Origin of the sequence: Streptococcus parasanguinis, assembly GCF_040908565.1 — a bacterium.
Classification (GTDB): Bacteria; Bacillota; Bacilli; order Lactobacillales; family Streptococcaceae; genus Streptococcus; species Streptococcus parasanguinis_AC.
The window spans coordinates 14,621-27,114 of sequence record NZ_JBDGEA010000016.1 but is presented as its reverse complement, the minus strand read 5'-3'; the positions used below and the strand labels follow the sequence as shown (position 1 = coordinate 27,114).

At 42.1% G+C, this 12,494-nt stretch carries 13 protein-coding genes, 2 tRNA genes and 1 pseudogene; all 16 read right to left on the bottom strand.

The genetic code is table 11. From position 1 onward, the window contains the following. Positions 1–86: 86 nt before the first annotated feature. The gene (locus tag AB5Y61_RS08285; protein WP_013904691.1) at positions 87–1,751 is read right to left on the bottom strand and encodes a DAK2 domain-containing protein; all 1,665 of its coding nucleotides are present in this window, start codon (positions 1,749–1,751) and stop codon (positions 87–89) included. 2 nt (positions 1,752–1,753) lie between these two features. Next, positions 1,754–2,119, bottom strand: a complete 366-nt coding sequence (locus AB5Y61_RS08280; RefSeq protein WP_003004393.1) for an Asp23/Gls24 family envelope stress response protein — start codon at positions 2,117–2,119, stop codon at positions 1,754–1,756. A 311-nt stretch (positions 2,120–2,430) separates the two neighbouring features. Next, the gene (rpmB, locus tag AB5Y61_RS08275; protein WP_001140948.1) at positions 2,431–2,619 is read right to left on the bottom strand and encodes a 50S ribosomal protein L28; all 189 of its coding nucleotides are present in this window, start codon (positions 2,617–2,619) and stop codon (positions 2,431–2,433) included. A gap of 118 nt (positions 2,620–2,737) precedes the next feature. Continuing rightward, positions 2,738–3,433: a LiaF transmembrane domain-containing protein gene (locus AB5Y61_RS08270; protein WP_049515809.1), complete on the bottom strand. Its 696-nt coding sequence runs from the start codon at positions 3,431–3,433 to the stop codon at positions 2,738–2,740. A gap of 4 nt (positions 3,434–3,437) precedes the next feature. Next, complete coding sequence (locus AB5Y61_RS08265; protein ID WP_003004160.1) at positions 3,438–3,884, bottom strand: LytTR family DNA-binding domain-containing protein; 447 nt, start codon at positions 3,882–3,884, stop codon at positions 3,438–3,440. A gap of 299 nt (positions 3,885–4,183) precedes the next feature. After that, positions 4,184–4,495, bottom strand: coding sequence for a LiaF transmembrane domain-containing protein (locus AB5Y61_RS08260; protein WP_368403839.1), 312 nt, complete (start codon positions 4,493–4,495; stop codon positions 4,184–4,186). 199 nt (positions 4,496–4,694) lie between these two features. Next, positions 4,695–4,767: transfer RNA gene (locus tag AB5Y61_RS08255), tRNA-Thr, on the bottom strand. Positions 4,768–4,813: 46 nt separating this feature from the next. Further along, positions 4,814–5,125 (bottom strand): annotated as a pseudogene (locus AB5Y61_RS08250) (GNAT family N-acetyltransferase); the annotation flags it as partial. A gap of 21 nt (positions 5,126–5,146) precedes the next feature. After that, positions 5,147–5,932, bottom strand: coding sequence for an ABC transporter permease (locus tag AB5Y61_RS08245; RefSeq protein ID WP_368403823.1), 786 nt, complete (start codon positions 5,930–5,932; stop codon positions 5,147–5,149). Position 5,933: 1 nt separating this feature from the next. Continuing rightward, positions 5,934–6,752, bottom strand: coding sequence for an ABC transporter permease (locus AB5Y61_RS08240; protein WP_368403822.1), 819 nt, complete (start codon positions 6,750–6,752; stop codon positions 5,934–5,936). A 1-nt stretch (position 6,753) separates the two neighbouring features. Further along, positions 6,754–7,746, bottom strand: a complete 993-nt coding sequence (locus tag AB5Y61_RS08235) for an ATP-binding cassette domain-containing protein (protein ID WP_368403821.1) — start codon at positions 7,744–7,746, stop codon at positions 6,754–6,756. Positions 7,747–8,025: 279 nt separating this feature from the next. Then, entirely contained in the window at positions 8,026–8,907 is an 882-nt protein-coding gene (locus tag AB5Y61_RS08230) for a class II fructose-bisphosphate aldolase (protein WP_009732231.1), read from the bottom strand. A 195-nt stretch (positions 8,908–9,102) separates the two neighbouring features. Continuing rightward, a complete protein-coding gene (locus AB5Y61_RS08225) occupies positions 9,103–9,555 on the bottom strand; it encodes a hypothetical protein (protein ID WP_368403820.1) in 453 nt (150 codons plus the stop codon). An 81-nt stretch (positions 9,556–9,636) separates the two neighbouring features. Next, positions 9,637–9,722 (bottom strand) — tRNA-Leu (locus AB5Y61_RS08220). A gap of 277 nt (positions 9,723–9,999) precedes the next feature. Further along, positions 10,000–11,613, bottom strand: a complete 1,614-nt coding sequence (locus AB5Y61_RS08215; protein ID WP_368403819.1) for a CTP synthase — start codon at positions 11,611–11,613, stop codon at positions 10,000–10,002. Between the two features lie 173 nt (positions 11,614–11,786). Then, complete coding sequence (locus AB5Y61_RS08210; RefSeq protein ID WP_368403818.1) at positions 11,787–12,482, bottom strand: B3/4 domain-containing protein; 696 nt, start codon at positions 12,480–12,482, stop codon at positions 11,787–11,789. Positions 12,483–12,494: the final 12 nt, after the last annotated feature.

Genomic DNA, 12,494 nt, shown 5'->3' with positions numbered 1-12,494 from the left:
ATTTCTCCAAATCACTCCGATTTCATAGGGAATCTCCTCCTTTTTCTATCTACAAAAAAAGGTTCCGAAAGGAACCTTCTGTTCAATTATTCTACACTAAACAAGTATGGGTAGACTGGTTGGCCACCTTGGTGGATTTCCACTTCTACATCCTCATACTTCTCAGCAAGGGCTTGGGCCAATTCGTTTGCCAACTCCTCACTGCCGTCTTCACCAACATAGATGGTCACAATTTCACTATCTTCGTCCAACATATGAGCGAAGGTTTCTTCCAAGGTTTCCATCATATCTGGGTTTGAAACGACGATCTTACCATCGACCATTCCAAGATTGTCATTTTCATGGATTTCAAGGCCGTCGATAGTGGTATCGCGAACCGCTGTCGTCACACTACCAGACACAACATCGCCCAATGAAGCGCTCATTCGTTCGTAGTTTTCTTCGATCGATTTGCTTTCATCAAAGGCAAGAAGACTGGTCAATCCTTGAGGGATGGTCTTGGTCTCTACAACTGCTGCTGGTTGATCAATCACTTCTGCTGCAGATTGAGCGGCCATCAAGATATTTTTATTGTTTGGCAAGATAATGATGTTGCGCGCATTCAACTCTTCAACCGCTTTAACAAAGTCTTCTGTTGATGGGTTCATGGTTTGACCACCAGAGATGATGTAATCCACCCCTTGTGCTTTAAAGATATCCGCCAATCCGTCACCCGCAACGACTGCAATGATCGCATATTCTTTTTCTTCAACTGGTTTGGCTTGACGTTCTTCTTTTTCAACTTGCGCTTCGTGTTGGTTACGCATGTTGTCGACTTTGACCTTGACCAAGCTTCCGTATTTAAGACCTTCTTGCATGACAAGACCTGGATCTTCTGTATGGACGTGAACTTTTACAATCTCATCGTCATTCACCACCAATAGGGAATCCCCAAGGTTGTTCAAATAGTTACGGAATTCATCGTAATCGAAGTCTTTGACATAAGTTGGACCTTGTTTCAAAGCGACCATGATTTCTGTACAGTAACCAAACTTGATGTCTTCAGTTGCGACATGCCCAGCGACTGACTTGTGGTGTTCTGCATTGATCATTTCTGACATGGTTGCAGGTGTTGCTTGGAACTCTTCAGAAGCAATGAATTCTCCTGTCAAGGCTGACAAGAATCCTTCATAGATGAAGACCAAACCTTGACCACCAGAGTCTACTACACCAACTTCTTTCAAAACCGGCAACATATCTGGAGTCTTCGCAAGAGCTGTTTTAGCACCTTCAAGAGCTGCACGCATGACTTCTACCGCATCATTGGTAGATTCTGCTTTTTTCTTGGCACCGATGGCTGCCCCACGAGAAACCGTCAAAATAGTACCTTCAACCGGCTTCATAACGGCTTTATAAGCGACTTCTACACCAGACTGGAAGGCTGCTGCAAGTGCTGCTCCATCCAATTCTTCTTTGTCTTTGACACTTTGAGAAAATCCACGGAACAATTGAGAAGTGATGACTCCTGAGTTCCCACGCGCGCCCATCAAGAGTCCTTTAGCGAAGATCCCTGCTGCTTCACCAACAGTTGAAGCAGAACGGTCCGATACTTCTTTGGCCCCATTTTCGATGGTCATTCCCATATTGGTTCCTGTGTCCCCGTCTGGTACAGGAAAGACGTTCAAAGAGTTTACATATTCCGCTTGTTTATTTAAGCGCGTAGCCCCCGCTTGAACCATTTCTTGAAATAAACTTGTAGTAATATTAGCCACGATTATTCTCCCACAATCTTGATATTTTGAATATAGACATTCACAGTATCCGTAGTGATTCCAAGTTGATTTTCCAAACTAAATTTCACACGTTCTTGAATATTTTTTGAGACTTCGCTAATTTTTGTTCCATAGCTCAAAACAGTGTAAACATCAACTGCGATAGTTCCTGCTTCCGTTGTTTTGACAACAACACCTTTAGAGAAGTTTTCTTTCCCTAGGAGGGCTTGGAAATTATCTTTGATCGCATTTTTGCTGGCCATTCCAACCACACCGAAGATCTCAGTAGCAGCACCGCCTACAACAGTTGCGATAACCTCATCAGTCAATTCAATTTGACCGTCCTTTGTATTGATTTTTACTGTCATAATTTCTACCTCAAAAGTATTTTATATTCTATTTTACCATAAAAGAGGTCAACTGTAAAAGGGTAGGGACTATTCTTCTCCCGCTGTGACAGCTGTCTCTGGAGAAAAAGAAAAGGGAGTGGGAAAGAACTCCGTAAAATAAAAAAAGTTGAAAAGGTTCCCCAAACCTTTTCAATTTTCCCACCCCCGCACAGTTGATTAGGAAGTACGAATGTTTCAAACATGAGTAGTTCCAATCAACCACTGCGTCATGCTACTATTCCTATCAAAAAGCGAAGGCTGGACACTTTATGCCCAGCCTTTTTTCTTTATTAAACGCGTTCTACTTTACCAGATTTCAATGCACGAGCTGAAGCCCAAACTTTTTTAGGTTTACCATCGATAAGGACAGTTACTTTTTGAAGGTTTGGTTTTACGGCACGTTTTGTTTGGTTCATAGCGTGTGAACGGTTGTTACCTGATACAGTCTTACGACCTGTGAAATAACATACTTTAGCCATTTCTGTGTTTCCTCCTATTAGATCTAATATAACGGATGTGCTAGCACCACATACCGTACTATATTACCAAAAAAAATCTCTCTTGGCAAGCTTTTGGCCAAAGTTTTTCATTTCTGGCTTAAGAAAACGAATTCGTGCCTACATAGATAATTTCCAGATTTCCTAAGGAAACATCGCCCGTAATGTAGAAATCCTTGCTAGTGAGAGCACTTGGATTTTCCTGATGTTGGATCGCTGAAAGGGAATTATCCACATTAACATGGACGCGCCAATCACTTGGCACATAGAGGCTCAAACTTCCAAGGGAAACATCGACAACAAACTGAGCAGAAGGACCTTCGATGTGGCAATTGTCAAAATAAACCGATGCTTCTCCCATACTCACATCTGCACTTCCGTGGGTAAAGTGTTGGTCATTGAGATATTTTGTCACTGTGGAAAAAGTGACATCGATGTCATTGCCATCAGACTTACTCATGGACCCAGCAGAATAGGAAGCTAGGCGAGCTTTTGTTTTCTTAGAGGGTTTGAACAAGATGTTGAGCCCAATCACAGCGAGAATGGAAGAAAGGATGACAACCGAATTGGACACCGGAAGGAAATGGTATTGCCCATTGAGACAAAAGAGGGCTAAAAGTCCATAGATGAAGCCCCAACCAAAATGGCGTTTCAAGAAACTAGAGAGGGACAGGACTGCAAGCAAGGTGACCCAAGCTAAGGTCCAGATGCTGATGTCCCATTTTACAAAATAGCCTTGTAAGAGGAGTAAGGCTGCTAATAGGATTAAGAATACTCCGATTAATTTTTTTCTCATAATATTACCTCATTTCATTTAGTCGTTCTTTTAAGAGTTGATAGTAGCGTCTAGATACGTGGACCTGCTTATGGGTCTGGTAGAAATTGACCGTGCTGGTCCCTGAAAAAGACTTTTCCAGAGAGTAGATCTGCTTTGCGTTGACAATGGTGGATTTGGAAATCCGACAAAAGGCGATGGGAAGCAGCTCCTCCAACTCATAGAGCTTCTGCTTGACCTCATAGGCCTCATCCTTGGTGTGTCCAAAAATCTTCTCCCCATCCGTCTCAAAAAAGAGGATCGATGCTACATCTAGAAAATACTCACTTCGATCCTTGTAGAAGGCTAATGGAGCGACTTTTTGTTCTAGGATTCTCTCTTGCAGCTGGGTCAACTCCGGTGTCAAGCGCGGAGCTCGAATCAAGATCTCAGGCTCGTCCATTGATGGATCCAATTCGATTCTAACTTTCATAAAACTCCTTTCCCAACGTTTTGATAGTACCATTATAACAGCTGTTGAAAACAAAACAAGGGCTTTTCAGTAAGTGGCACGTTTTGCCCATCAAGAGGTAGTTTTTGAGAAGTAAAGAGAGAGTGGGACAGAAATCGATCATTCGTTAGAATTCGATTTCGTCGTCCCACCTCCGCACAGTTGAGTAGGGCTGTAAAAGCTGATGAAATCAGCGTAGTAGAGCCCACTCAACCACTGCGTCTTGCTCGACAATTCAAAAATAATTAAGAGGCTAGGACTTTTGTCCCAGCCTCCTTTCTTTATTTGTTGCTCTCCTTATCTGGTAAAAGAAAACTAAGACCCACGCAAGCAAGGACACCCGCTGTGATCACTAAGCCATTTGAAACCGGCAAGAGATCGTAGATCGCGTTTGCAATCATCAGAGCAATTAAAGCACAGATGACACTTGCCTTGTAATCCTGTTTCATCAGATTTTCAAGAGTAAAGAAAGCAAATAAGAGAACGGGGAATAAAGGCCAGATATTCACATCGATCTTTGGAAAGCCAACCATTCCCATTGTGACAACCACAAGAGCTGCCAGAATAAATCCAAGTCCAAGTATTTTTTTCATCATCATATACCTCTTTTTCATTAATTGGAAGTATTGCTTCCTTTGATGATTCTATGATAGCAGAGAGCCCCTATGGAGACAAGGACTTTTGACTAAGCGGTCAAAAATGGCGCCTATGCGGTCAAAAAAAGAGCGAGACAGAACGAATCGGTTATCACCATCATTCGTCGTCTCGCTCCTTCAAAGTCGTTTCTTCCTATGCCGATTGCAGGGATCGAACCTGTGACCTACGCGTTACGAGTGCGTTGCTCTACCAACTGAGCTAAATCGGCGATTACCTTCTTAGTATAGCACTCTGATAGCGGATGTCAAGCACTTTTAGTTGATCTTTTTAATCAAAATCTGACAGGGATTTTTAAGATCCCATAGTTGAGGAAAAATCTCTAATTTTTTAAAACCAAGACTGCGATAAAAGACATTTGTTCGGTCATAATCTTTATTTGAACCTTCTGCGACTGTTTTGACCTGTAGGTAGTCCACTTGTTTGACTGCTTCTCTTTCTATAGTCGTAATTAATTTCCTTCCAATTCCTTGACTTTGGAATGATTTTTTCACTCCTAGACAGTCAATTTCAGCACAATCTTCACTCGAATATGATAAACTTATAAACCCTACTACATCACTTTCTTGATTTTAGTCTTGCTTTAGCTCTTACGAACCTGCACTTTCGTACGCATCTAACCCCCTGTCCCAAAGTTTTAAAGAGATACAAAAGAAGACAAGGGAAATCAGAATCAAACCACCGATATTAAAGAGCCCATTCTTACCCTGCAAGAAATAACTGGCAGGATAGTAGGCCGTAAAGGCGAAAGGTACAATAAAGCTAATTAACCAACGAAGGAGCGAATTGTAAATAGAAATAGGATACTTGGCAAAATCATTAAACATATAGAAAATGTAAATCATGGCACCAGACTGCTTGGTCCAAAAAGCGATGCTGGCTGTCGCGATTTTTAAAGAAGTGTAAATCAAGGTCGCAAAAGGAATACAAACCAGGAAAAGCAGGAATTTTGGAAGAGTCCAAGCGATGCTAGTCACTGTTGTTCCTAATAGAATGCCACCGACCAAGAGTTCACCCAAGGCATCAATCTGAAAGGTCTCAACGAGGATGTGAAAGAGAGGATTGATAGGACGAGTCAGATACTTGTCAAACTCCCCTTTTCGAACTAGTCGTTGACCTAAAGCCCAGAGATTGTCAAAAAAGAGATGATCTAATCCCTTTGGAATTAAGGAAAATCCATAGATAAAGGCAATCTCTTGAAAGGTCCAACCTTCTAGCGAGGGGATGTGTTGAAAGATGACATTGAGAAACAAGAGGTTTAGGCCTTGAGTCAGAAAGACTCCCAACACGCCTACCACAAAATCCACCTTGTATTCCATGATTTGCTTGATGTATTGTCTGATAAAAATCAGATGCATGCGTTGATATTTTTTCATCCTAACCTCCCTGAATGGTGATAAATGACTGGACTCGTTTCCAAATCAACTGAGACAAGCCCACCATCACTATAAGCCAGAAAAACTGAAGCAAAAGTGCTTGAAGAATCTGACTGGCATCGTATTTCCCAATAATGATCATAACCGGAGTGTAAATTAAGGATGAAAATGGCAATAAGGAGAGAATATCTGAAACCACCTTTGGAAAAAACGTCAAGGGAATCAAACTGCCAGACATAAAGGCCACTATTGAAGTCTTGAGTAGATTGGAACCCCATAAATTTTTAAATACAAAGGCTGAAAATCCGAAGCAGATATTAAAGAAAAAGTTAATCAGATAAGCCAGAGTTAAGCTAAAGAGATAAAGGACAGTTAATCCCAACACTTCTACAATACCTTGCCCAGATAAGATTTTCATCAAAACAATGACACTTAAAAATGGCAGTCCAACAGAGATAAAAATCAACCACTTGGAGCCAAGTTCGGTGAAAAGGTAAGAGGCCGCAAAATGCACTGGTCTCAGCAAACGCATGATAATAGAGCCATCTTTAACCTCATCTCCAATCATAAAGGAGCTATCAGACCTGGTCAAAAGATTGGTCACAAAACTCATGATGATGTAGAAAGTGATATCTGCCATACTGAAGCCCTGAATCAAAGGCTCCTGGGAGGAGTCAAAGACTGCCTTCCAGAGATAAAAGGCCACAAAAGCCCCCATGACATCACCAATCCGATAGAGAATAAAGTTGACTCGATAGGAAATCAACTCCTGAATCCCTGCATTGATAAAGGGTTTATAACATCTCCACAATTTGACCATCTTAGAGCTCCTTTCGATAGAAGCGACGGATAATATCTTCAATATCTGTATCTACCATCTTCAAATCACGGACTTCAAAATCAGATAAGGTTTGCTTGATAATATCGGCCGACTGGTAGCGGGAACTATCGAATTCAATATTGAGAGTATTTCCTTGTCTATCAATGGACATATCAGGCAAGCCCTCATAATGAGAGACAAGATGACCTTGACCTGGCACCAGATCGAAGGAGAGAGTCTTCATCTTGCCAAAGGTCTCCTTGAGCTGGCTAACCGTCCCATCAAAAATCTCTTGCCCCTTATCAATCATAAAAATCCGATCACAGAGTTGCTCAATATCACTCAAATCATGAGTAGTCAAGAGAATAGTTGTCTCTTCCTCCTGATTAATCTGGGTGATAGCCCGGCGAATGTTATCCTTAACCGACACATCCAAACCAATAGTCGGTTCATCTAAAAAGAGAACTTTGGGATTGTGAAGCAAGGAGGCCGCAATATCCGCCCGCATCCGTTGACCTAGTGAAAGAGTCCGCACAGGATCCTTGATAAATTCCTTCAAATCCAAAACTTCATTCAAAAAATCCATGCGCTTATGGAAAAGCGAGGCCGGTACATCATAGATCTCTTTCAAAACCGTGTAGGTCTCTTGCAGAGCCAAATCCCACCATAGCTGGGTGCGTTGTCCGAAAACGACTCCAATATCCTTGACATAATCTTGGCGATTATCCTGGGGAATCTTGCCGTTAATCCGACAAAAGCCAGATGTGGGCTTCAAAATTCCTGTCAGCATTTTGATGGTGGTTGACTTCCCAGCACCATTTGCCCCGATAAATCCTAAAATCTGCCCTTTTGGAACTTCAAAAGTTAAATCCTTGACCGCTTCAAAGGTCTGCTTTTCAGGATGAATAAAGGAGCGTAAGGCTCCCTTTAACCCCGGCTCCTTAACTGTCTTCACAAAATTTTTCCGAAGATGTTGCACTTCTATCATTGCCATATCTATCTCCCTATCGTAAGAAGCAACATTGTATTTTTGACTACAAATATTCTAAATCCTTACTTTCTACACTTTCTCAATATTATTACAGAAGGCTTTATACCAACCTATTATAATCTAATAAAAATAGGAATGCAAGCGTTTGCTTATTGATTATGAAATTAGAGATTTCTCTCTTAAAATGAAACTTTTAATCAAAAATTCTGTTAAATAGTTTCCTTAAGACACAAAAAAACCTGCCCTTAGGGACAGGCTTCTACTTTGTTTTGTTCAGCTAAATTAAGCTTTGCCTTCTGAACCGAATACGTCGATACGTTCTTCAACAGCTACTGTAATTGCATCGAAACCTGGTTTCAAGAATTTACGTGGGTCGAAGAGTTTCTTCTTGTCGTATTCTGCTTCGTTTGCATCGTATTCACGTACGAATTGGCGAGTTGCATTTGCAAATGCGATTTGGCATTCAGTGTTCACGTTAACTTTCGCAACACCAAGTTTGATCGCTGCTTGAATTTGATCATCAGGGATACCTGATCCACCGTGCAATACGATTGGGAATCCTGGTACAGCTTCAGTCAATTTCTTCAAGTGATCAAGGTCAAGACCTTTCCAGTTTGCTGGGTAAGGACCGTGGATGTTACCGATACCTGCAGCCAAGAAGTCGATTCCTGTAGCAACCATTGCTTTAGCATCGTCGATTGGTGCCAACTCACCGTCACCGATGATTCCATCTTCTTCACCACCAATAGTACCAACTTCAGCTTCTACTGAGATACCTTTAGCGTGAGCTTTTTCTACTACTTCTTTCGCCAATTTAAGGTTTTCTTCAACTGGAAGGTGTGAACCGTCAAACATGATTGAAGTGTAGCCAGCTTCGATACATTCAAGAGCATCGTCGTAGTGACCATGGTCAAGGTGAATAGCAACTGGTACAGTGATACCCATTGATTCTACAAGGTTAGCGATCATGTTGCGAGCTACTTTGTAACCACCCATGTATTTAGCAGCACCCATAGAAGTTTGGATAAGTACTGGAGCTTTCTTAGCTTCTGCTGCACGCAAGATAGCTTGAGTCCACTCAAGGTTGTTTGTGTTAAATCCACCAACTGCATAACCATTGTCACGAGCTGCTTGGACAAATTTTTCTGCTGAAACGATTGCCATTTGGATAGGCCTCCTCTATATTTTTGCGGGGTTGATCCCACTTACATTGTTTATTTTATCACTTTTTTATTGAAAATGCTAGCTTTTCCTGTAGCTTTAAGCGCTTTCTTATGATAAATGAGGAGGAATGCTTACTTTCCCAAGACTTCTACAGCCCATAGAAACGCAAAAGAAGGGAGCCTATGCTCCCACTTTTCAATCCTCTACTTTAAAATTTTTTAATGAGACTAGAAAGCCAATCCCGCAAATCACAAGGAGTCCTCCTGCGACCCATTGAGAATAGAAGAAATAGGCAAATACATTTTTTTCACCAAAGATATTTCCAAATAGCCACATCAAGGGACCTTCAAGAGACGGAAAAATCCAGGATACAACAAGTAAATTTGTCAGAAAAAGAATAAGGCCCGCCATCAGAAAAAGGTTAGGAATCCATTTTTTGATTCTTTTTTCATCTTTGAGAAGCCAGCTAGAAGTGATAGCCAGGATAAAGACAAAGAGGTTCCAACTATTTAAAGCCATAATGGCACTGCCGAAATCTTTGTGAGCAGCAAGCCCCATCGCTAAAGTCATGACTGGACCGAAAAAATTAATGGCACTTCCTACGAGCGCTAGGAGCCCATCGATCAAAACCAGATAGTTCTTCTTCATGTTCACACCTCATCTCACACCTATTCTATCATAAAGTTTTGAAAAACAAAAAAGACAGCCGAAGCTGTCTTGATTATCCGATGCGGAGAGAGGGACTTGAACCCTCACGACCTAAAGCGGTCACAGGATCCTTAGTCCTGCGCGTCTGCCAATTCCGCCATCCCCGCGATTGAGTACTTTACTAGTATATCAATCAACGACTTTTTTGTCAAGATTTTTTTCAAACTTTTTTCAAAGTTTGTCATTTTTTCACAAAAAGGGAGAGTGGGACAGAAATCGGTAATTCGTTAGAATTCGATTTCGTCGTCCCACCTCCGCACAGTTGAGTAGGGCTGTAAAAGCTGATGAAATCAGCGTAGTAGAGCCCACTCAACCACTGCGTCTTGCTCAACAATCCAAAAATAATTGAAAGGCTAGGACTTTTGTCCCAGCCTCCCTTGATTTTTATTTGCTATCGTGGTTTTCAACTGCCGCTGTGATAAAGGCTGTGTAAAGTCCTTCTGGGCGGTTTGGTCGACTTGACAATTCTGGGTGGTATTGGCAAGCGACAAAGAATTTGTTTTCTGGGATTTCAACGATTTCGACCAAACGGTTGTCTGGTGAAACGCCTGAGAAGACAAATCCTGCTTCTTCGAACTGTTCACGGAAAGCATTGTTAAACTCATAACGGTGACGGTGGCGACGTTGTACTACTTCTTGATTGTCATAGGCTGCTGCTGCTTTTGATCCTCGTTTGAGTTTAGAAGGGTAAAGACCGAGACGGAGCGTTCCTCCCATATCTTCCACATCGATCTGGTCTCGCATGATATCGATAATCGGATACTTGGTTTCTGGATCCAATTCGGATGAATTAGCCCCTTCCAAGCCTAAAACGTGACGGGCAAATTCGATACAGGTTAACTGCATCCCCAAGCAGACACCCAACATTGGGACGTCCTGTTCACGCGCATACTTGATGGCTTGAATTTTTCCTTCTGTTCCCCGTTGACCAAAACCACCTGGGACGATGATTCCATCAGCATCTCCAAGGAGTTCTGCCACATTTTCGGCTGTCACATCATTGGCATTGACCCAATTAATCTTGACTTCAGCATCATTCGCATAACCTGAGTGCTTCAAGGCTTCAACGACAGAAATGTAGGCATCTTGCAATTCCACGTATTTTCCAACTAAGGAAATCTTGACCTGCTTCTTGAGGTTCATGACCTTATCGACCATCGCAGACCATTCTGTCATATCTGCTGCAGGAACATTCAATTTCAAATGGTCACAAACGATTTGGTCCATATTTTGTGCTTGCAAGTTCAATGGGATTTGGTACAAATGTTCCACATCAAGTGACTCAATGACAGCTTCTGGTGCGACATCACAGAATTGAGCCAACTTGTTTTTAATTCCTTGACCAACTGGTTTTTCTGTACGGATGACCAACATATTGGGTTGAATCCCAAGACCACGCAATTCTTTCACAGAGTGTTGCGTCGGCTTGGTTTTCATTTCGCCCGCAGCCTTCAAGTAAGGAAGAAGAGTGGTGTGGATGTACATAACGTTTTCAGCACCGACATCTGCCTTCATTTGACGAAGAGCTTCAAGGAATGGAAGGGACTCAATGTCTCCAACAGTTCCTCCGACTTCTGTGATGATGACATCTGAATCCGTCGTCGTCGCTGCTCGTTTGATCTTTTCTTTCAAGGCATCCGTAATATGAGGAATGACCTGTACCGTTGCTCCCAAGTATTCCCCATGGCGTTCTTTCCGAAGAACCTCACTATAAATTTTTCCTGTTGTCACATTTGAGTACTTATTCAGATTGATATCAATAAAGCGTTCATAGTGACCAAGGTCCAAGTCTGTCTCTGCACCATCGTCTGTGACAAATACTTCCCCGTGTTGGTAAGGACTCATCGTCCCTGGGTCTATATTGATATAAGGGTCAAATTTTTGGATCGTCACTTTCAATCCACGATTTTTAAGCAAGCGACCAAGACTTGCTGCGACAATCCCTTTTCCGATGGATGATACGACACCACCCGTTACAAAAATATATTTTGTTGACATGTGCTTTCCTCTTCTTCTAATGTTGTAGAGACCATTCCTCTTTGCAGAAAAAACAAAAATAGCCCCCTAATCGTTAGGGAGCTCCGACCTCAAAATGAGGTGCCCGAACAATATCTTACCGCAAATGGTCTACTTTGTCAAATTGAAAATTTCATGAAAATGACTTTCGCTGTTTACACGACCTTTTCCACTCCATTTTGTGTGACGAGAAATTTCTCAAATTGAAGCTGGGGCATACAAAGAGCAAGGTCCTTGTGGATTCGCTCCAGTGCTTCTAAACGCATCTCGACCGATGTCTCGGTATTTCCTTGAATGACAAAGAGGGCGTTTTGCGTAGTCTCCTCAAATTTATAATGGTCACTATCGCGTACATCCAACCAAGCCAGAACTCCTTTTTGATCTCGGTAGACAGGATCTGTCGGTGCGACATGTTTTTCACTAGAAAGGATCGGGAGAAAGAGATCGTCTCTTTGACTCACTGTAAATTCAATCGGTCCCTCAATCTTATCTAGGTCATGTCCTCCGATCGCGAGAAAAGACTTCAGAGATTCGACATTATAGATATCGATGATGCTATTGATCTGAGGCAGAGCACCACGATGCTGGATGTTTCGGATAAGGGCAAGGACTGTTGGTGGATTTTTCTTGATGCTACGCCCTACTTTTTGCAAGAGGTCTGTATAACCTGTAACAACCGCTGAATCTGAGACTTCTTCCAGTCGACACTGGAGCGCCCATTGTTCAACTGCTTTCTTCTTTTCAAGAAAAGAAGGGGGCAAAACTGCTTGGGGATCCACATTTCTAGCAATTCCGACCACAACCGTATCAATACCAAGATCTACTAAACTTTGATCTAAACGAAAGTCCATCTGAACACCTCC